Annotated in this window: 21 protein-coding genes; 7 read left to right on the top strand and 14 right to left on the bottom strand. The window is 37.9% G+C overall.

What is annotated here, in order from left to right:
* A complete protein-coding gene (locus tag FCL54_RS10115) occupies nt 1–1,374 on the bottom strand; it encodes an aspartate aminotransferase family protein (RefSeq protein WP_281281363.1) in 1,374 nt (457 codons plus the stop codon).
* 140 nt (nt 1,375–1,514) lie between these two features.
* Between FCL54_RS10115 and FCL54_RS10110 the strand changes: the two genes are divergently transcribed.
* Nucleotides 1,515–2,993, top strand: coding sequence for a PucR family transcriptional regulator (locus tag FCL54_RS10110; protein WP_138125964.1), 1,479 nt, complete (start codon nt 1,515–1,517; stop codon nt 2,991–2,993).
* Nucleotides 2,994–3,144: 151 nt separating this feature from the next.
* Here FCL54_RS10110 and FCL54_RS10105 read toward each other — a convergent pair whose 3' ends face one another.
* Both FCL54_RS10105 and FCL54_RS10100 read right to left on the bottom strand, forming a co-directional pair.
* Nucleotides 3,145–3,708: a flavin reductase family protein gene (locus FCL54_RS10105; protein WP_138125962.1), complete on the bottom strand. Its 564-nt coding sequence runs from the start codon at nt 3,706–3,708 to the stop codon at nt 3,145–3,147.
* Between the two features lie 581 nt (nt 3,709–4,289).
* The gene (locus FCL54_RS10100; RefSeq protein ID WP_138125960.1) at nt 4,290–4,526 is read right to left on the bottom strand and encodes a S8/S53 family peptidase; all 237 of its coding nucleotides are present in this window, start codon (nt 4,524–4,526) and stop codon (nt 4,290–4,292) included.
* 486 nt (nt 4,527–5,012) lie between these two features.
* Between FCL54_RS10100 and FCL54_RS10095 the strand changes: the two genes are divergently transcribed.
* On the top strand, nt 5,013–6,170 hold the full coding sequence (locus FCL54_RS10095; RefSeq protein ID WP_138125958.1) for an aminotransferase A: 1,158 nt from the start codon (nt 5,013–5,015) through the stop codon (nt 6,168–6,170).
* A 32-nt stretch (nt 6,171–6,202) separates the two neighbouring features.
* Here FCL54_RS10095 and FCL54_RS10090 read toward each other — a convergent pair whose 3' ends face one another.
* The 3 genes from FCL54_RS10090 to FCL54_RS10080 form a co-directional block, all read right to left on the bottom strand.
* A complete protein-coding gene (locus FCL54_RS10090) occupies nt 6,203–6,919 on the bottom strand; it encodes a galactosyltransferase-related protein (protein ID WP_138125956.1) in 717 nt (238 codons plus the stop codon).
* A 151-nt stretch (nt 6,920–7,070) separates the two neighbouring features.
* Nucleotides 7,071–7,841, bottom strand: coding sequence for a glycosyltransferase family 8 protein (locus FCL54_RS10085; RefSeq protein WP_171016771.1), 771 nt, complete (start codon nt 7,839–7,841; stop codon nt 7,071–7,073).
* A 438-nt stretch (nt 7,842–8,279) separates the two neighbouring features.
* Nucleotides 8,280–9,092, bottom strand: a complete 813-nt coding sequence (locus tag FCL54_RS10080; RefSeq protein WP_246055198.1) for a UTP--glucose-1-phosphate uridylyltransferase — start codon at nt 9,090–9,092, stop codon at nt 8,280–8,282.
* Between the two features lie 315 nt (nt 9,093–9,407).
* Here FCL54_RS10080 and FCL54_RS10075 point away from each other — a divergent pair, with 315 nt between their 5' ends.
* Complete coding sequence (locus FCL54_RS10075) at nt 9,408–10,688, top strand: UDP-glucose dehydrogenase family protein (protein WP_138125952.1); 1,281 nt, start codon at nt 9,408–9,410, stop codon at nt 10,686–10,688.
* Nucleotides 10,685–11,632 (top strand): NAD-dependent epimerase/dehydratase family protein, encoded by a 948-nt coding sequence (locus FCL54_RS10070; protein WP_138125950.1) that lies wholly within the window; start codon nt 10,685–10,687, stop codon nt 11,630–11,632. The genes FCL54_RS10075 and FCL54_RS10070 overlap by 4 nt, the downstream gene beginning before the upstream one ends.
* Before the next feature lie 184 nt (nt 11,633–11,816).
* On the opposite strand, the gene FCL54_RS10065 is transcribed toward FCL54_RS10070, so the two are convergent.
* From FCL54_RS10065 to FCL54_RS10050, 4 genes are read right to left on the bottom strand one after another with little or no spacing between them, the layout of a single operon-like run.
* Nucleotides 11,817–12,272: a dTDP-4-dehydrorhamnose 3,5-epimerase family protein gene (locus FCL54_RS10065; protein WP_138125948.1), complete on the bottom strand. Its 456-nt coding sequence runs from the start codon at nt 12,270–12,272 to the stop codon at nt 11,817–11,819.
* Nucleotides 12,269–13,111, bottom strand: a complete 843-nt coding sequence (gene rfbD / locus FCL54_RS10060; protein ID WP_138125946.1) for a dTDP-4-dehydrorhamnose reductase — start codon at nt 13,109–13,111, stop codon at nt 12,269–12,271. The genes FCL54_RS10065 and rfbD overlap by 4 nt, the downstream gene beginning before the upstream one ends.
* Nucleotides 13,108–14,064: a dTDP-glucose 4,6-dehydratase gene (gene rfbB, locus FCL54_RS10055; protein WP_138125944.1), complete on the bottom strand. Its 957-nt coding sequence runs from the start codon at nt 14,062–14,064 to the stop codon at nt 13,108–13,110. The genes rfbD and rfbB overlap by 4 nt, the downstream gene beginning before the upstream one ends.
* A complete protein-coding gene (locus tag FCL54_RS10050) occupies nt 14,057–14,800 on the bottom strand; it encodes a sugar phosphate nucleotidyltransferase (protein WP_138125942.1) in 744 nt (247 codons plus the stop codon). Before FCL54_RS10050 ends, rfbB begins: the two co-directional genes overlap by 8 nt.
* A 106-nt stretch (nt 14,801–14,906) precedes the next feature.
* Between FCL54_RS10050 and FCL54_RS10045 the strand changes: the two genes are divergently transcribed.
* Complete coding sequence (locus tag FCL54_RS10045) at nt 14,907–15,740, top strand: glycosyltransferase family 2 protein (RefSeq protein WP_138125940.1); 834 nt, start codon at nt 14,907–14,909, stop codon at nt 15,738–15,740.
* Between the two features lie 61 nt (nt 15,741–15,801).
* Nucleotides 15,802–16,674, top strand: a complete 873-nt coding sequence (locus tag FCL54_RS10040; protein WP_138125938.1) for a glycosyltransferase family 2 protein — start codon at nt 15,802–15,804, stop codon at nt 16,672–16,674.
* 73 nt (nt 16,675–16,747) lie between these two features.
* Here FCL54_RS10040 and FCL54_RS10035 read toward each other — a convergent pair whose 3' ends face one another.
* The 4 genes from FCL54_RS10035 to FCL54_RS10020 are packed head-to-tail and all read right to left on the bottom strand — an operon-like array spanning nt 16,748 to nt 20,051.
* On the bottom strand, nt 16,748–17,497 hold the full coding sequence (locus FCL54_RS10035; RefSeq protein WP_171016770.1) for a sulfotransferase: 750 nt from the start codon (nt 17,495–17,497) through the stop codon (nt 16,748–16,750).
* Between the two features lie 13 nt (nt 17,498–17,510).
* Entirely contained in the window at nt 17,511–18,284 is a 774-nt protein-coding gene (locus FCL54_RS10030) for a glycosyltransferase (protein ID WP_138125934.1), read from the bottom strand.
* A gap of 6 nt (nt 18,285–18,290) precedes the next feature.
* On the bottom strand, nt 18,291–19,130 hold the full coding sequence (locus tag FCL54_RS10025; protein WP_138125932.1) for a sulfotransferase family protein: 840 nt from the start codon (nt 19,128–19,130) through the stop codon (nt 18,291–18,293).
* Nucleotides 19,131–19,145: 15 nt separating this feature from the next.
* Nucleotides 19,146–20,051: an NAD-dependent epimerase/dehydratase family protein gene (locus FCL54_RS10020; RefSeq protein ID WP_138126243.1), complete on the bottom strand. Its 906-nt coding sequence runs from the start codon at nt 20,049–20,051 to the stop codon at nt 19,146–19,148.
* 132 nt (nt 20,052–20,183) lie between these two features.
* Between FCL54_RS10020 and FCL54_RS10015 the strand changes: the two genes are divergently transcribed.
* Complete coding sequence (locus tag FCL54_RS10015) at nt 20,184–20,870, top strand: glycosyltransferase family 2 protein (protein ID WP_138125930.1); 687 nt, start codon at nt 20,184–20,186, stop codon at nt 20,868–20,870.
* Nucleotides 20,871–21,054: the final 184 nt, after the last annotated feature.

Below are 21,054 nucleotides of genomic sequence, written 5' to 3'. Positions count from 1 at the left end.
CTAACTAATCGATCGAGTTTGAAGAAATCCTTCGTTTGATAGTTCATGTGATAATTCGGCGATGGCTTCTTCCAGGATGGTTAACAGCTCCTGGAGTTCTTCTGTTTTCACTGTTAACGGAGGGGCTACAATAATTGCATCGCCGCTGTGGCCGTTTATACCTCCTGCAGCAGTATAAACGATTAATCCTTTTTCATAGCATTTTTGGATCAATCGGTTGGTCACTTCAAGATTTAACGGAAAAGGCTCCTTTGTATGCTGGTCTGCGACAAGTTCTAATCCGCATAACATTCCCAATCCTCTTGCTTCTCCCACTAATGGATAGGTCTGCTCAAGGTATTTTAAGCCTTTCATCAAAATAGATCCCTGAAGTTTAGCGTTCTGGACCACATGGTTATTCTCGATATAGTCCATTACGGCAAGACATGTTGCTGCAGACTGGGGATTTGCACTAAAGGTATGGCCGCTTAAGATGACTCTGGAACCGCTTTCAATCGTTTGGATAATCCGATCAGAAACAATGGTTGCAGCCATAGGAGCATATCCAGCACTCATTCCTTTCCCAAGCGCTACAATATCGGGTTGGACATTCCAGTGCTCCATCGCAAACATTTTTCCGGTTCTTCCTATGCCGGTCATTACCTCATCTGCAATCATCAATATATCGTACTTATCACAGACCTTTTTCATCTTTTCAAAGTAACCATCCGGCGGTACGACCGCTCCCCCGGCAGCACCGATGACTGGTTCGAACACGAAGGCAGCAATGGTTTCCGGCCCTAAACGCTGGATAGCTGTTTCAAATTCCCTTGCATAGTCGTCCGCACAATTCGGACAATTTTGCGTAAATGCACACCGATAACAATATGGAGGTGACAGTTCCGGATACTGCTCCAAAAGGGAAGAAAATCTGCTTCGCCTGATCGAATGACCCGACATAGAAAGTGCACCCATTGTGATTCCATGATAACTCATCCACCTTGAGATGACCCTTTTTTTGGATGGCCTTCCCTTTTCCTGCCAGTATTGGATTGCTACTTTCAATGCTGTCTCTGTGGCCTCAGAACCGCTATTTACAAAGAATATCCAATCAAGGTCTCCAGGGGCATGCTCAGCAAGTCTTTCAGCCAGCTTTTCTGCAGGTTCACTAGTAAACTGGGAGCGGTACACAAAGGAGACTTTTTTTGCCTGTTCATACATAGCCTCAGCGATCTCATCGACACCGTGTCCAATGTTTGCAGTTATCGCTCCAGATGCTCCATCAATATAACGGTTACCTTCTTTATCGTAGAGATAGACTCCTTTTCCCCAGCTTATTTCGGGATATTCCATTCCGAGTAATGGTTTAATCAGATGAGTTTTTCTCTTGTCCAATTTACTCACCTCTTTCTCATAAGATGTTTTACCTTCATCTTATGGGAATAGTATGTAAGGAACCATTCAACAAAATCTACAAAAATTTTTAGAAATATTGTACTATTTGGATAAAAGAGATTTCCGGAGGGAGAGGTTACGTGGGTATAACCGTAAAAGAAGCGATGCAGCTTCCAGAATTAAAGGACACTCGATTAATCGCGGGAAAAGAAGGAATACATAATGAAATTCGCTGGATCACAATCGTAGAAATAATGGAGGATGCCACCAGGCTGCATGAAGGAGAATTCTTGATCACCACAGCATTCGGCTTAAAAGATGACCAAAATCATATCGACCATTTTATAGAAAAACTGGCAAATCAAAAACTTTCCGGCGTAGCGATACATACAGGCTTTTACCTGGATGTAGTACCGCAGCGGATTATCGAAGCAGCTAACGAAAAACATCTTCCGCTCATTGAGATTCCCAGGATGCTAAACTTCTCTACCATCACAAGAGGCATTCTGGAACAAATCGTCAACAGACAAATGAAGCTTCTTTCTTATTCCCAGCAGATCCAGGAAGCGTTAACAGAATTAGTCTTGAAGAATGAAGGGATGCCATCCATAACGGTTACCCTCGCAAAGCTCCTTGGAGGAAATGTGGAAGTTCGGGATGTAAAGGATGAATTGATTGATTCCTACCAAACAAAATCCAAGACCGAACATGAATTCCTCAATCCGATCATTGCTGGGGAACAAAAGTATGGGACCATTATCGTACGAAAAGATTCAGATTTTACACCACTGGATTACCTGGCGATTAAACAGGCAGCGACGGTTTATTCGCTAGAATTTTTAAAACTAAGGATCGTTGAAGAAACAAGGACATATGTCCATGCAGACTTCCTGGATGATTTGCTCAGCAACAATTATGAAAGCGAAGAAGTGATATTAAACAGGGGAAAAGAACTCGGCTATAACCTTTCCTCTTATAATCGGGTCACAGTCCTCTTAGCAGATGACCTCGACTATCTGGAGAAGATATTAAGAGAACTATTGGGTAACAACGTAACATCAATCATCAAACGAAAGCTAGACCATATTATAATGCTTACAGTTAATGAAAACGAGAAAGATAAAAAGATAGAAGAAATAATCAAAACGCTTTCTGAAAATGAAAAGGTTAAAGGGCTACACATCGGATGCGGGGATGAGGTGAAAGGAATTTCATCTTTGACAAACAGCCTTCAGGAAGCCCATCATTCGCTGCTCTTTGCAATATACAGAGGGATACGCTCTCTCTTATATAAGGATCTTGGGGCATATAAGTTATTTATCCAGTTGAAAGAGAAAGGCGAAAACCTGGAGTCCTATTACTTACCGCTGTTAGAACCGCTTATTGAGTATGACCGGACACATAAATCACAGCTGCTAAAGACATTTGAAGCATTCGTTGAAAACAACCTTATCGTAAACCGTACTGCTGAAAAGCTGTTCATCCACCGCCATACCCTTAATTATCGCTTAAAGCAAATCATCAATAAGACAGGAGTGAACATTCACCACCACGAGGAACGGATTCATTTGCAATTCGCATTGATGGCATATCAGACCGACCAAATACTTAGCACTTAAATAATTCCTTCTTAAAACAACGGCTGACTCGTTAGTATCTGACTCCCACCATTTAGCAAATTCTAGATACAAGTTTTTCTAGATCACGTGTTGGGTGTCTCAGACTTTACTTTTGAGTCAGCCTCTTATTTGATTTTTATATATATAAGATTTACTGGTTTTCGATTCTATGAGTAACAATCCTGGAGTTATTATCGGCTATAAGATACTGGCTTCTACCCAGGTATAACGGAATATGCAACTTATCCCAGTCAGGTAGACCGTTACCCTGGAAACGATCCATATCCTTATGAAACATGCTGATCTTCCCTACAATCCAATCGTGATCGCCATAACGGTTAAAATCCATCACCTTACACTCGTAAGCGACATAAGCATCTTTTAAAACAGGCGCCCCGACGGTTTCTGCTTCCAACGTCTTCAGGTTCAACTCCTGGAACTTATCCACAGCACTTCCACTCTCCGTTCCTGAAAACTGGATCACCTCTGCCATCTCTGCCGGCAAAAAATTAATGACAAACTCTCCTGATCCCTTCACCAATCGATGTGTAAACCTCTCTTCTGCAATGGCAACACCATAAATGGCCGGCTCATAAGAAATATAAGAATGCCACCCTGCAGCCATTACATTTCTCTCACTTCCTAACTTTGCTGTAACGATAGCAACCATTCCAGGATAACTGTGCATAACTATCTTCTCTGTTTTTTTTAACATTTACGTCCCTCCAGCTCTGTATTACTGCCAGATCCCATTTTATCACAATGTTCCTAATATTTATTATCCACAGATAATTGTGGGTTACTTATCCCCACCACGATACCCCCTACATTAAATAGACATACCATTATGGGGTATACGAAAACGCCTGTGGATAAGTTTGATAAACGCATTAATGACAAGGTTTTAGCAACTGTCCTCAGTATTAGAATAATAAGTTTTCAACAACCTTCAACACACGAACTTGTACAACAGTTGTACAATGCGCAAAACCCGCCACCGGTTGTTCAAATCTGTTATACTAACCAAACAAAACTGTTGTATTAAAATTCCCTTCTCTGTTATAGTGGCTATTTTATATAAAAATAAGACAGTCCTTCTTATTCAATGGGCTGTCTTAAGTATTCTTATTCTCATCGCTTAGTTAGTGGATATTAAGGAACAGGCGATACAGGATCAATTCACCATATGCTCTCTATACCGAGAACTCCACTACCCTCCCCTCTTTTAAAAACAAACAAGCACCGGCTTTTTTGCCAGTGCTTTTCCATTCTATTCTGGTATTGAATTATCAGCATTCATATATCCAACCCAGGTTCCTGCACCTCATTCCCCGCTGCCACACAGAGAACCTTTCCCCTAATAACATTTGCTTCAGATGCTGGCCCCTGGTATTTCCCTGCTGAAGCTGCTCCGTTTCCAACTGCATCACCAGAACAAAGTGTGCCAAGGGAAATATCGTTATAAGGCAATGTCCTCTGGTCAATAAAATCCTTGAAGTCTACTATTCTTCCTTCCAGAACTTCATGAAACATATTTCTGTATCGATTATGGCGACAGTTACGCCTTTCCCGTCAACCTGCTTCGTTCCCTTAATACAGACTGAGCATTTGCTGAGGGAACGGCTACATCTAATAAAGCTTGCACTTCCCGATTTAAGTAGATTTTTTTTATGCTTGCAATTAGATAGGATTCGTTCCAAACCTAATGGCGTCATTTCAGCACTACATGAAGAAATAAGATCGAAATTTTTTCTTACACTATTTTTTAATTTTTTTTCAGAAGGTATTCTACAACTTTAGTTCTTGCACATAACTTCCCTCTTCAAATTCAATGATTACCGAAAATATGTTTGTTCACTATCAGCTAAAAATGGATAACGGTTTATCCCTTTACTTTCCGGCAATAACATTCCAAAAAAACACTGCACTCCCCTCCCCTACTCCACCCACTTTTTGTGATAAAATGACAGTAAACTATTTTTCATCCACCTACTTAAGATGCAGGAAAGGACGTTGCACATGGAATCACTACTTAATAATCAGGTAAAATCAATCGAGATCTCTGGCATACGCCAGTTCTTTAACATGGTTGCCAACTACAAGGATGTAATTTCCTTAACGATTGGCCAACCGGATTTTCAAACTCCAGAGCATGTAAAAGAAGCTGCTATTGACGCAGTTAACCATAATCATACTATGTATACTCATAATGCCGGCCTTTTGGAACTAAGAAAAGCTGTCAGCAGTTTTGTATCAACGAAATACGGGCTGTCGTTCAATCCCGAATCAGAAGTGATCACTACCGTCGGTGCTAGCCAGGCGATCGACATCACGATGAGAACGATTCTTTCTGAAGGCGATGAAGTGATTCTTCCCGGGCCAGTCTACCCTGGATATGAACCGATTATCAAAATGTGTGGAGCAAAAGCAGTCCATGTTGATACAACGCGAAATGGTTTTCGCATGACAAAAGACTTGATCGAGCCGCATATAACGGCGAACACAAAATGCATTATCATCCCCTACCCTTCTAATCCGACAGGCTGCAGATTGAGTGAAGAAGAGTTGGCGGAAATCGCTGAGTTCCTTCTAGATAAAAATATATTCGTAGTATCCGATGAAATCTATTCTGAATTAGCATTTGATGGCAACCATAAGTCGATAGCCGCTTTTCCAGGGATGAAGGAAAAAACAATCGTCATCAACGGATTATCAAAATCCCATTCGATGACTGGATGGCGGATCGGTTTTGCCTTCGCGCCCGAATACATCGCTAAACATATGTTGAAGGTCCATCAATATAATGTTTCCTGCGCTTCATCAATCTCTCAGTACGCTGCACTAGAAGCACTGACAAATGGAAAAAACGATGCTCTTGAAATGCGCAAAGAATATGAAAAACGAATGGAGTATGTTTTTGGAAGGTTAGTTAGGATGGGGTTCGAAGTGGAAAAGCCAGAAGGAGCATTCTACATCTTTCCGTCTATAAAACAGTTCAATATGTCCTCATTTGATTTTGCAATGAAGCTAGTTGAAGAGGCTGGCGTCGCAGTCGTTCCTGGAAGTGCGTTTTCTGGGCTGGGGGAAGGTTATGTGAGGATATCTTATGCTTACCGGATGGATGTACTGGAAGATGGGATGAACAGGATAGAAGAATTAATTTATAAAATGGTTTAAAAAATGGGGTCCTATATTAGATAGGACTCATTTTAATTTTCATCATTCTCTTTTTCTTTACATTCCTTGATCAATTCTTTCATTGCTTCTACCTTTCCTTTTCTTTGTGCATAACGCTTATACAATTTGTTATTATTCTTCATATTTGGATTCCTTTTAGGTCCTACTTTAGGGTGCCATAAGTGAAAAATATAATTTTCCTCAATTCTCTTATACGGTCCACATAAAGTATTCATTGCATCACTAAATGCGTTATCTTCTCTTCCCCACCCTTTAAATCTTTCGTCAAACCCTTCCACAGTGTAGAATTTTTCACGTGGTAGAACTATGACTCCACTTACAGGTTTATAGTTCATACTATTATGGCGTTTTCTATATTCTATATTCATAGGTAATGGCCACTGTGGAGATTCTGTTAGAAGTTTCTCAGTACTTAGCTTTGAAATGTCTAACCATTGACTAAATGGTATGACCCAGGGATGAGTTTTTAATAATTCTAGAGATTGTATTAATATTCGAGGGTTGTAGATAACATCAGCATCTGCAATAACAAATATATCTCTTGTCGCTTTTTTTGCGGCATTGTTTATAGCTTCCGAACGGTTAAAAGGTTGACTATCAGAATAGCCTATTATTAATTCTACTTCCGGCATTTCGATTTCATAAAAGGATTTTACCCATTGAAACGATTTATCTCTAATACCGTAGTCAGGCTTATAGGGGATTAAAACAGATACCCCTTTTAACATGTTTATTCCTCCCAAATAACATCACAATATTTTTTAATTTTAAATAAGCATAGAGCCACCCTCCGACCAGGAAAAGGGTGTCCTCTTAGTCAATAGCTTAATTAGACATCGATTCTTTTTTAATTCAATCGCAACTTGTCTACTTTATCCCCTATGTTGTTTTCCATGTCACCATTCTATTATACTTCTCGTATTCATCCTTGAAGGGGTGACTAGCATTCCAGGGTTTATTTTTCCCTGTATAATGAATGATAGCTGGTTCTATAGAAAGCCTTAGATTATGCCGATAATTCCATTTTGGATTCAGTTTTTTCCATTTATCATACAATATTGCATTCATCGGATCCTGGCTCGGGAAACTAATTTTATCTGAATTATTTTTCATATAATCGATGATTTGATTAGTTATATTTTGTTCTCTCCACTTTTTTAAATTTATTAATAACACACCACTATTAAAATAACCAAAACGTTTAGGAATGGATAATTTCTTTTTTTTATATCTGCTAATTCTAGGTAATTCTTTAACACCAGCTACAAAAAAGCCCTCCAAATCTTCTTTCCATAATAACGTGATATCTTCTTTTACAATAATGTCACAATCAAGATAGAGCACCTTAACTATGTTTGTATCTAATAGTTCAGGAATCGATAACCGGTAATACGTCTCTTTACTGATATAATCTCTTTCTTTATAGTTACTATATTTGCCTTTATCAATCTTTATAAAAGTGGGATCGATATCATAATCTTTCAAAATCCCCCTAATGTTAAACTCATTGTGAGTAGATAGATTACTAGTTATAATATAGATATTTATCTTTAAATCTGATTTCTTATTCTCCAATAAAGACTTCAGCATAACCCCTAAAGGTTTAGCATATTTATCATCAGTTGCTGTTACCAGTTGGATAGGATCCAAGTTCTGTGGTCTCCTTTCATTTTGTTCAAAGTAAGCAATAAAAGAACGAACTAATAAAAAAACAGAAATCATTGCCTATTTATTAAAGATAGCCTAGCTTCTTCATGTTTTGACTACACTTATTTTGAATCATCGTTATATCTTTTTTGTAATAAATTTCCTTTATTAGAGCCACCTATTTTGTTCCCCAATACCAGGTTTACATCGTTCTCATTAATTTTTCCTAAATTTTAGATTTTTCTACTATACCCTCATCTGGTGTCATTCTTGGTATCCAATGGTTGGGATCTCCCCCACTTCCAAAATACTTGCTCCTTTCCTTGTGACTGTCGATGGAAAACGTTTTCACTTTATTGTGAATAGTACAGAATTCACATTCACCTCTTATATACTAATGTATTTGCTTTAAATGGATCGATTAGTTTGTCGCACCCCTTTTTACTTAAGATTGTTCATCTTAAGAATAAGTTCTATATATTCTTCCTCTTTTCCAATGTCAAAGTGTGCTCCTGTTAATATACTGCCATAGAATGTTTGGTCTAGTAATAATTGTTTAATAGCGTCTGTTAGTTGAAGTTCACCACCACTGCCAGGTCTTAGTTTTTCTAAACAAGTAAAGATTTCTGGTTTTAAAATATAGCGCCCGTTGACCGCTAAATTAGATGGTGGATTCGTTTTCGGTTTTTCTACAATGTCTGAGACCTTATAAAGACTATCAGAGATAAACTCTTCTTTTATAACACCATAGTTTTTCAAGTGCTCATTCTTCACTTTTTGTAATGCCAGTACGTTTGAATGATGTCTATTATATACATCTATTAGTTGGGATAAAGCAGGTTTTTTTGAATCAAAAAAAAGATCATCAGGTAAAAGAATAGCAAAAGGCTCATCACCGATAAATCTTTTTCCTAATTTAATTGCATCACCAAGCCCTTTGGCATAGGGTTGACGAATAAATTGAATGTGAACATCTGGGCTGGCTGTTTTTTCTATGAGATGCCCTTTGTTCACTTGAGTTAAAAATGCTTCTAATTCAAGAGAACGGTCAAAATAATCAATTATCATATTTTTATTGCGGGATACAATAATTAAAATCTCCTCTATACCTGATTCTACTGCTTCCTCTACAATATAATGTATGGCGGGTTTTCCCATAATCGGAAACATTTCTTTCGGAATAACTTTCGTAATCGGGAGGTTGCGTGTTCCGTATCCTGCCGCTGGAATTATTGCTTTTTTTATTGTACTCACCTTCACCCTCCTCTTTTTTTCTCTATTTCCTTGCTAGTACTTTATTCACCCATGAAAGAGAAAGGAACTTGTCCAAAGGAAAAAAGGCGCTTGTCCAACATAGATCAAATTCCTGCTGTAAAGGCATCGGACCATTAAGTTATCCAACGAAATAGAGTTAAAAAGGTTACATAATTGAAGAAAATTATAAAATTAGGACTTCACCTATTTTTCATAGATTTTTCTGTTATATTGTGACGAAGTTCCCCTGCCCATTAATACGATATATAAGCTTTTACTTTTCACATCGTTTTTGCTGTTGGAAGGAGATTTCAGATGAATATTTGTGTAATAGGAGCAGGTTATGTCGGATTAACGACAGCAGCCGTTTTATCAGACCTTGGTCATCATGTAACCTGTGTAGATATAAATCATAATAGAATTGATATGTTAAAAAACGGTGTCGTGCCTATCTTTGAACCTGGTTTAAAAGAAATGATTATTAAAAATACGAGTAACAACCACTTAACTTTTTCAACTGATGTAAAAGTAAGCATTGCTGAAAATCCCTTTATATTTATTACGGTTGGCACCCCCTCATCAGGAGATGGAATTCCTAATCTTTCCTTTGTACATTCCGTTATTGATGATATAGCCACTTCCATAACTTCCTATAAAATAATCATTGTAAAAAGTACAGTGCCACCTGGTACCAATGAAGAAATTGTTAACATGCTCATCGAAAAAGGGGTTGATCCAACATTATTTGATATCGTCTCTAACCCCGAATTTCTTCGAGAGGGTTCAGCCGTTAAAGATATGCTTGAACCAGACAAAATCGTTATTGGTGTAAAAAAACCTGAGCTTATTCAATTAATACAAAAAATATATAAAGAGATAAACGCACCTTATATCGTGACAAACCTGACAGGGGCAGAAATGATTAAATATGCGGCCAATGCCTTTTTGGCTACTAAAATTTCTTTTATTAATGAAATAGCAAGAGTTTGTGATGCCTATAACGTTAATGTAAAAGACGTAGCTTTTGGGATTGGCTTGGATCCTCGGATTGGTCCATTGTTTCTACAGGCAGGAATGGGATACGGTGGATCTTGTTTTCCTAAAGATTTACAAGGTCTGACGTATGCGGCTAAAAAAAAGAACCTGAATCCGGAACTCATATCCTCTGTACAAAAAGTGAATGAAACGCAAATTGATGTATACGTTAACAAACTCAAAACAGCAGTTCCATCCCTGGAAGGCAAAAAAATTACGGTTTGGGGACTTTCATTCAAGCCGGGTACCGATGATATACGACACTCGGCCTCCATTCGATTGATAGAAAGGTTACTTGAGGAAGGAGTAAGCATTAACACTTATGACCCTGTCGTTCAACTAAAAAAACCAGAAATTAAATGTTATCAAAATATCTATGAATCGGTAAAACAATCATATATTCTTATCATTGCTACAGAATGGGCTGAATTTAATCAGGTTAATTGGAAAAAGGTCAAGAATGAAATGGAAGGAAATATCCTTCTCGATGGCCGTAACATTATTGACCCTAAAACAGTACAACAGGCGGGATTTCATTATTTAGGGGTGGGTCAGCATTGAAAATTTTAGTTACAGGTGCAGCTGGTTTTATCGGTTCTCATCTATGTGAACATTTATTATTAGATAAAAATCATAAAGTGATTGGAGTTGATGGTTTTTTAGGATTTACAAACCATTCTATAAAACAACGTAATCTAACCAATCTCATTAGCCACCCGCGTTTTCAATTGGTAAAAGAAGATTTACTCTTTATCAATTGGAGTCATTATTTAAACGACGTTGATGTTATTTTTCATTTAGCTGGCATTCCTGGAGTAAGATCGAGCTGGGGTGAAAACTTTAAGCTCTATGTTGATTATAATATCAATGCGACTCAACGGTTGTTAGAAGCATGTCGTACACTACCTATCAAAAAATTCATTTATGCTTCTACTTCCTCTGTCTACGGGGATAAAACAGGTAAGCTATCAGAAAATTCAAGCTGTTCGCCTCTATCCCCCTATGGTGTATCAAAATTAACAGGAGAGTACTTGTGTAAAGTCTACCAAGAAAATGATGGAATCCCGATCGTCATACTTAGATATTTTACCGTTTACGGCACACGGCAAAGACCTGATATGGCCATCCATCGTTTTATTAAAAGTATACTGTTAAACAAACCTATTGAAGTATACGGGGATGGGAAACAAACTCGAGACTTTACATTTATCTCCGATTGTGTACAAGGAACTGCTGCAGCTCTATATACGAAAAATTTCATTATTGGAGAAACAATCAACATTGGCGGGAAAGAACGAGCTTCGGTTTTGGAAACAATTTCGTTACTTGAAGAGCTTTTCCGAAAAAAAGCTGACATACAAATAACAGGAACTACACGCGGGGAACCAAAACATACGTGGGCTGATATCACCAAAGCTGAAAAACTCCTTAACTATCAACCAATCATCCCTCTTAAAATAGGATTACAAAAAGAAATAGATGATTTAAGAAAGCTTTATAGGTAAATGTTCCTTTTTTTGCACGGAAAAACTTCCTTGTTATAAAAGGTAAGCCATCCAAGTACTGATTGAGGATTGTTCTACTTTTAGATTTTTCTAGAACAAGTTAAGTTGAACCTATAAATTCTTAATGTAAAATTGTTCTTTTAGATAAGAATGAAACGAAATGGATATCCATTTCGTTTCATTCTTATCTATTCTGCGTGTTCCAATCGAATCCTATGCCGGGGTCATCCCAGGGAATCCGTTTTTCATCAGGATCAGCGGGATTATAAGACTTTGTAGTAAAATAAATGATCGTAGCAGGTCTAGTGCCTAACACCCTGTATCCGTGTGCTACTCCTTTTGGTATAAGTAACAAAATAGGGTTGTCTTCTCCCATGTAATAAACATCTGTCGCTCCTGCCGTTTCTGACTCTTCTCTTATATCATGCAGAACAACTTGAGCATTCCCTGATGGAAAGAACCATACATCATCCTGTTCTTCATGGTAGTGGAACGCTTTAATCACCTCAGGATAACTCATCGACATCGATGCTTGCCCGAATCTTTCAAGAATATCCTCATCATCTCTTAAAAGTTCTGCAAAAAATCCACGATCATCACAGTGTTTCACTAATTTCTTCACTTTCACCCCATTGATCATCGAGTGAGCTCCTTCCGGATATAATCTCTCAAAGCTTCCTGCCATGGCCGTAGTGAATTGATATTTTCCTGTCTCATTGCTAAATTGTCGAGAATGGAAAAGGACGGTCTTGGAGCAATTGCCCCGTATTCCCTGGTAGTGGTAGGAATTATTATTCCGGAATCCAAACCTGCTTCCTCGAGAATCGCTTTTGCAAAAATGTACCAGGAACATGCTCCCGAATTTGTTATATGATATAGTCCGGATTTTTTATGCATTAAACTTTCAGTAACTTCTGCAAGATCATTTATATAGGTGGGAGAACCTATTTGGTCGTTAACCACTTTAATTTTTTCATTTTTTTCCGCAAGATTTATCATAGTGTTTACAAAGTTTTTCCCTCCATGCCCGTAAAGCCAGGAGGTTCTGATTATCGTGTTTTCTCCAGAATTTAATACTAGCTCTTCCCCGAGCCACTTACTTAGCCCGTACATAGACTGGGGATTAGTCATATCTTTTTCTTCATAAGGTACTTTTGCCGTTCCATCAAAAACATAATCAGTGCTATAGTGAAACACTTTTGCCCCTATGCTGTTTGCCGCTTTCGCAACATAAAATGAACCAAGTGAATTGACCTCTAATGCTTTTTTTCGATTGATCTCACACTGGTCGACATTAGTATAAGCGGCAGCATTAAATACGATATCCGGGGTTATTTCCTCCATTATATTCTTTACTTCCTGGTAATTCGTTATATCCAATTCCTTTTTCGCTTTGCCAACAACAGAATATTGAAGACTTAACTTTCTGAATAACTCTTTTCCAAGTTGGCCGTTCACCCCCGTCACTAAAATTTTCACCTTTTTGTTTCCTCCTTGGAATACCAGGCGATCGTTTTTTCAATTCCTTGCTCAAAGGAAAAGGAAGGTTTCCAGCCAAGTTCCCTCGAAATTTTTGAGGAATCTATCGCATATCTGCGATCATGCCCTTTCCGGTCTTCAATATAATTAATCAGCTTTTCGCTTCTACCTAATTTTTTTAATAACAAGTCTACAATTTCACGGTTCGTTTTCTCTTCATTTCCGCCAATATTATAGATTTCTCCCCTGTTGCCTTTCTCAAGCACAAGGTGTATCGCCCTGCAATGGTCTTTAACATATAACCAGTCCCTAATGTTCAGACCGTCACCGTATAAGGGGATGCTTTTATTCGCAAAGGCATTAGTTATGATCTTTGGAATGAATTTTTCAATATGCTGCCGGGGGCCATAGTTATTGCTGCATCGAGTAATGATAAGGGGTAATTGGTGTGTTTTATAGTAGGATCTGACGAGCAGGTCAGCGCTTGCTTTGCTTGCAGAATAAGGATTATTAGGAGCGATCGAAGTATTTTCAGTGAAAGGCGTTTCTTCAGGCCTTAGTGATCCATATACTTCGTCTGTTGAAATCTGGATCATCTTTGACGCCTTACCAGACAAAATCATTTGTAGCAGATGAAAGGTTCCGGTTATATTTGTATCAATAAAGGGGGATGCATTTCTAATACTTCTGTCCACATGGGTTTCTGCGGCAAAATTTATGATAGCATCATAGTGTTGGTCACATACCTTTTCTATATCTGATTGTTTGCTTATATCAAAAGTTAACATTCGGTACCGGCTCGATTTATCAAAATCTGCAACGTTACTTTTGTTCCCTGCATATGTTAAAGAATCTACGTTCGTAATATAATAATCTGTATTATTCAACAAATATGAAATGAAATTAGAGCCAATAAATCCTGCTCCGCCTGTTATAAGAAGGTGCTTAGTCATCTTTCTCCCCCTCTACTCGGTTGCCATAAATAAATTTAGTTGCTTGATAGAGTGACTCGTGTGTTCCAGCATCTATCCACCATCCCTTTAAAATATCATATTGCAGCTGTGAGTTCTTAATATATAAATTATTTACATCCGTGATTTCTAATTCATTTCTTTTAGAAGGCTGGATTTTTTCAATATTCTCAAATACCTCATCGTCATACATATAAATACCGGTAACACAATAAGATGATAAGGGATTGTTCGGCTTTTCTGTAATAGACGTTATCGTTTTGTTATCCTTATCAAGACAAGGTACACCATAACGAGTTGGATTTTTAACTTCTTTTAATAATACTCTTGCTCCGGATATTTGCTTCTTGAAATTTGAAATATAAGGAACTAGAGAATCTTCAAAAATATTATCACCGAGTAACACAATGAATTTATTCTTTTTTATAAAGCTTCTAGCCCCCATTAAAGCGTCAGCTATCCCCGCTCCTTCTTTTTTCTGAACAGCGTAATGGATCTTTACATTAAGCCCTTCACCAAGTCCAAGTAGATTAATGAATGGAGGGAGGTCGTTCTTATTTGTGATAATCAGTAACTCTTTAATCCCGGCCTCTCTTAGCTTTAAAATGGACCAGACGATCATTGGATTCGGCCCAACTGGCAATAGGTGTTTATTTATATATTCGGTTAATGGTTTTAGACGTGATCCTGTTCCACCCGCTAAAATAACTCCCATCATGTTAAAAGCACCGCCTTCTTAGGAACTTTACTCAAACTATTATAAAAATATGTTCCCGCTTTAATTATGTGAAGAAGGGTTCGTAACTTTTAAAAGGAGGGAACCGATGTTTAAAGATCTTAAGGAGAACAACTTCCCTATTATTTCCATTATTATTCTGACAAGGAATGGCCTTGGCTTTACAAAAGAATGCGTCACAAGCATTATGGCAAACACAAACATTAATTATGAACTCATAATAATCGACAATGGTTCTTCGGATGGAACAAAGGAGTATCTTAGTGAACTAGCATTTCCTGTTCGTACTGTTTTCAATGATCAAAACAAAGGATTTTCAGGTGGCTGTAATCAGGGATTGTCTATCGCCAGTGGAGACTATTTTGTCCTCTTAAACAATGATACGATTGTGACAGAGGACTGGCTGACCCGCCTCGTTTGGTGGTTAGACAACGACAAAGAGATTGGTATTGTAGGCCCCCGTTCAAACAGCACCCGGTATAAACAGCTTGTTTCTCCAGTTCCGTATCACTCTGTCGACGAGATGCCGATGTTCGCTAAAAAATGGACCTCAGCAAATTTTAAAAAAGGATTCCAGGTTAACAATCTGAGCGGTCTTTGCATGGCATTCAAAAGAGAACTAGTTATGAAAATCGGAGGGCTAGATGAGAGGTTTTTTCCAGGGAACTTCGAGGATACCGACTATTGCATCAGAACACTTATTGCTGGCCAAAAACTCTGGGTTGCGAATGACGTATATATTCATCACTATGGAAATACAACCTTTAAAGTCAACAAAGAGCATTACAAATATGTTTTCATAGAAAACAAGAAAAGGTTTTGCAGTAAATGGGGGCTTAAACCCGCATATGATATTAACGAATTAGTAAAAAGAGAACAACCATTTACCCCTTCGAAGCATTATATTCCAATTACTCTTTGAGCTTAGTAACCCGAGAATGCCATTTTACGTATAATGGTAGATCTTAAAGGAGGAATCTGTTTTGGCTGATGATAAATCCGTTTCTATAATTTTTCCAGTAAAAAATGAAGGGATAAATATAAAAAATACGTTAAACTCTTTATTCTCTGTGAAAACAACTGTAAATCTAGAAGTAATTGTCGTGAACGATGGCTCGGACGATGGCTGTTGTAAGTTTCTCCAAACATATACCCATTCCCAAAAGGTGAGGTTAATCGAAACCACTGGAATAGGTGCTGCAAAAGCCCGAAATCTAGGTGCCGAACAAGCCTCTCATGACTATCTTGTTTTTAGTGATGCACATCTAACATTTGAAGATTTCTGGATTGAAAGGTTGCTAGCTCCCATCCTTACTTCTGAAGCAGACGCTGTTACTCCCGCGATAGCATCTTCCAGAAGGTCTACCTTTGTCGGATATGGACAAACATTGCTTTCTAATTTAAAAACAAAATGGAATAAAAAAAAAGAACATGTCTTTGAAACTGCTGTACTTCCCGGGGGATGTTTTATCATTTCAAAAGCCGTCTTTGAAAACATCGGAGGATTTGAAAGCGGTTTTAGGACGTGGGGTTTTGAAGATGTAGAATTATCAATAAAATTATGGCTTTTCGGTTATAGATGCTGTGTACAACCCGCTGTTACAGTTGTCCATCTATTCCGAGCCACGCAGCCGTATCATGTCCCTTCTGCAGACTACTACTATAACCTTCTTCGAACCGCCTATTCCCATTTTAATGAAAAAAGGATCGCAAAGTGTAAAATGCTGATTAAAAATCCAGATACGGTCGAACGTTTAGTGTTAAGTGAAGGAGTACTTGAGCAAAGAAACGTTTACTTTTTGAAAAGAAAACATGATGATAACTGGTATTTTACAAAGTTTCAAATTGATTTTTGAGAATAAAAGCTTGTCTTAATTTTAGCTAGAGAGCCTTTTTATTCCCTTTAAAAAAGAAAAAGGCTCATCCGGATTACTTATAGCCATACAAATCCATTACTTCTTTACATCGTTTCTTAATAGCATGGAGTTGTTGTTCCCTAACTCGGGAAGGTGTACTATATATTTTCTTAGAAAGTACTTTTTCGATTTCCTGGGGTGATAGTTTTGCCAATTTCGAAATCAGATTTATCGTTAGCGGATCCCGGTTAACAATGTCCTCATATTTTAGTAAATACGAATGAGGGTCTGATTGGTTAAAATCATAATAAAACCTTGAATTCCGATTCCACTTTTCAATAAATTGGTCAAACGAATGCGCCTTTCTGCCCCATCTTGTCCCGTTCAGGCTGCTCCAAACATCGATTGGATTCCTTACTAAGAATACAATGACAGTTTCAGGATAACATCTTCTGAATAACTTGATCTCATTTTCGCCATATCGAACTTCCTTAAATCCAATCATATCAAATTTTTCTTTTTTCTCTTGATATAATGTTTCAAAGTAAAGTCTTATTGATTCCTCGATTGATCTTTGCAGAAAGGCTTTTTCAGGCATCAAACAGGCTATCCAGACATCAGGATTTTCTTCCCCTTCGAAATAAATTTCCCTTGTTTTTTTATGATTTTCTGAGAATAAGATTGTTTTTTTATAAATAGCATAAAAATCGGCCATTATCCCGTTATGTTCTCCCCAGATTAATGTCTCTTTTCTTGCGTTAAATATCCGCTGCAGCAAAGTGGAACCAGATCGCTGCATCGAAGCAGATAAAATTAGATCCATATTGTCACCTCCGCTATAAAATGCTAAGACCATATGTTCTTTTTATATATTGTTTAGCTTCTGCCATTTTTTGTGGCTGCCTTAAATTCGAACTTCTCACCGGAAGCGCCCGGTGGATGGCAACTGCATCTGTCACCACTACAGTTTGTTCTTTCCCTACGATGCCTTTTTGTCTTAGTTCTAATAAAAAGGCAGCATCTTCGTGTACATATAAAGGTGGTATTTTAATGGGCGGCTGCAGTGCCTGTCTGCATAAGACCAAATAACCTAAAGGTCCCCAATCAGCGAGGTGGTGCTTATCTTCCCATGTTTTGTTCGGTATACGGCGGAGCTTACCCTCCTGGGCAGTAAAATTGGCTCCCGCTGCCTGAATGGAATTATCGGGATGTTTTAATACTCCTGTAAAAACGGAATGATCGGGGAATTGTTGAAACGCTTCCTTCATCGTTTCAAACCAATTTGGAGTAATTTGCATATCATCATCTAGAGAAAGAACATACGTATTATTCATTTTTGCTTTCTCAAAAAGGTGGTACCTTGACCCTCCACATCCAACTTTAGTGGTGCTAATTTCTTTCTGGTCGTTCAACAAGACAAGATGGATTTTTGATCTTTTTTGCGAGGTTAACAATTTTGATAAGCTCGGAAGCAAAGGGGGGCCAGCATCATTATAGATATATAGCGTGAATGAATCGTGAATATGTTTAATAAGATGTGTAACAGTATGGAGTAAAGATTCTTTTCTGCTTTCTGTTGTAGCAATGATAATACCCAGTTCTGTTTTCACCCTGTCTTATCTCCTTTCGTTAAACCAAGAACAAAAGTAATTCTCAATTTGAGATTTAAATTCATCTGAATGGAAGTATTCAGTTGAGTAACATGCTTTATAACAGGTCAAATAGAGCCTCCTGGCAGTATCGTTTATTTCTTTATCGGTTAACAGACTCTCCATGCTCGAATTTTGATGTTGAAGGTTCGGTTCAATAATTCCTTGGATTTGCTTTTTTAATGTACTTTCTTTTTGAGATATTGGAATGTCAAAATCAGATGAGAGCTGTTTGATTGTTCGAAAACCATTTGCAAGAAACTGGTCATAATCCACAATATATCTTCGTTCGTCCTTTGTTTCTTTTAATGCCATTAATGTCAAAAAGATCCACCTCTCAAGAGCCCACTTACCGCTTGTATGTTTGTATGCTTTTTGAAAGGAGTTCACTACATCTTTCGGGTTGCGAACGACAATTAAATAGTAAGGTTCCACGTCCAGCTCTTTTAGAACTTCCTTCCATAGTCCGATACACTGACATGTTCGTGGATCTTTCCATCCCCATAATGGAGAATCTCCGAACTCTTTTTCCAGGTAGCATTTTAGATCCTGTTTGACAGCGGCGATTTCTGCTTTATTCCACCAACCTCGCGGATATGGGGTGTTTTGATTACCCAGTGCCATGATGATTTTTTTGTGAATGTCGACGATGTTTTGGTTCTCCCAGAAGCCTTTTGGATTTGTTTCATCTGGAACAATGAATTCTTTTCCAAGATTCACTCCTAACAATCTTATCGAGTTGGCAATCATCGAAGTGCCGCACCTTCCAGACCCTAGTATAGCGATTGTTTTTCGTTTTTCAGTCATAAAATGTTCACTCCATTACATCATCTTCACTAATTCCTCCAACCCTCTTGAAAGCGTATATTGGGGAAACCAGGATAATTGGGCGATGGCTTTTTTATTTGATAAACAACTATGCTCAATATCTCCAGGCCTTGGCTCTTTGTATAAGATAGGCGTTTCTTCTCCTCTATGTTTCATTAACTCGTTCTTCAGATCGTTTATGGTCGTGGAAATGTTTGAACTGATGTTAAAGATTTGATTGTCTCCGTTATCGACCGCCAACACGTTTGCTTGAGCAACATCTTTAACATTTATAAAATCTCTTGTTTGTGTTCCGTCACCATAGATGGTTAGCCCTTTTTGGGAAGCAATGTTGTTGAGAAACAATGTTACTACCCCTGCTTCTCCATGTAAATTTTGTCTTTCTCCATATACATTTGAATAGCGCAGGATGGAATAGTTGAGTCCATAGTGCCTGTGAAATAACTGAATATATTCTTCAGACGTACGTTTCGACAAACCATAAAAAGAAATAGGACGTAAAGCATGATTTTCTTCTATTGGTAAAGACTGGGGTATTCCATATACAGCAGCCGATGATGCAAAAATTACTTTTCTTACGTGATAACGCCGGCAGCACTTTAATATATTGATCGTAGCCAACACGTTTTCTTCACAGTCGAGCATAGGGTTCTCTACTGATTTTTTTACGGATACTTGTGCAGCCTGGTGAATCACAATATCTGGCTTTTCAGCTTTAAAGATGCTCTCAAGGGATGGCTGTTTGATATCCGTATTATAAAAAGGAACTTCTGTTGATATATTCTGTTTTCTTCCGGTGCTTAAATTATCTAATACAACCACACGATAACCCTTTCCTTTTAGTGTATCCACGACGTGGGATCCAATAAAACCAGCGCCGCCTGTAACAAGAATCTTCAAGATAAATACCTCCATTAAAACAAGAATCGCTGTCCATCCTCTATTAATGTATGAAAACATCTTTTGTTTGTAAGGGCGGATATGCAAGAATAACTATCTGTTTATATTGCACTTTTTAAAGGGGGTATACAGTTGGAGCGGCTTTCCATACTCATTCCGTACAAATCAGATAAAGGTCCAAGAGAGAAAGTTTTTAAATGGGTATGCAAGTTTTATGAAAGAAATCTTTCCCAAGCAGATATTTATATTGGAGAGAGCAGCACAAAAATCTTTTCAAGAGCTCAGTCTATTAATCATGCCGCACAAGCTGCAAGTGGGAATGTATTTGTTATTACAGACGGGGACATCGTTTGCCGTCCAGAGACAATAATGGAAGCTGTAAAACAACTTCACCACTCTCCAATGGTGATTCCATACTCTAATATATTAGACCTTACAAAAGAATCCACATATCAAACGATAAACGGGTCTGCAGAATGGCCTGGCATAAGCAAGCCCAGATTCAAGGTGAGATTCAAAGGTAAAGCTTACACACTTGGTGGAATAAACATTGTGAAAAGAGACTGCTTTGAAGCGGTAAAAGGCTTTGATGAGCGTTTTATCGGGTGGGGCGGAGAAGATGATGCGTTTGCTTTTTCTATAAAAGCTGTCTGCGGAAAATACCAACGATTGAACAATGTCGTTTATCATATGTGGCATCCTCGAGAAAATTACCAACATACTGATAATTTTGATCTTAATAAGCAATTAGCAATGCGTTATTTACATGCAGCCAATAGTAAGGAGAGAATGATAGAAATAATAAACGAAAGAGATTAATTTTTTTTACATGCTCCTCTATTTTTAGAGGAGTGTTTTTTATACATTCTTTTCTCTCGATTCCCGTAACAGAGCTTCTTTATGTAAATAATGGGTTGTTTGGACGAGCCTCTTTTTGCTTATTCAGGGTACCAATAAAAAACCACTTCCATAGTATATAAATGAAAATTACAATTTGAAAGGA

It is taken from the genome of Exobacillus caeni (genome assembly GCF_005747095.1).
GTDB lineage: Bacteria > Bacillota > Bacilli > Bacillales > Guptibacillaceae > Exobacillus > Exobacillus caeni.
This window is presented reverse-complemented; position numbering and strand designations above follow the sequence as displayed.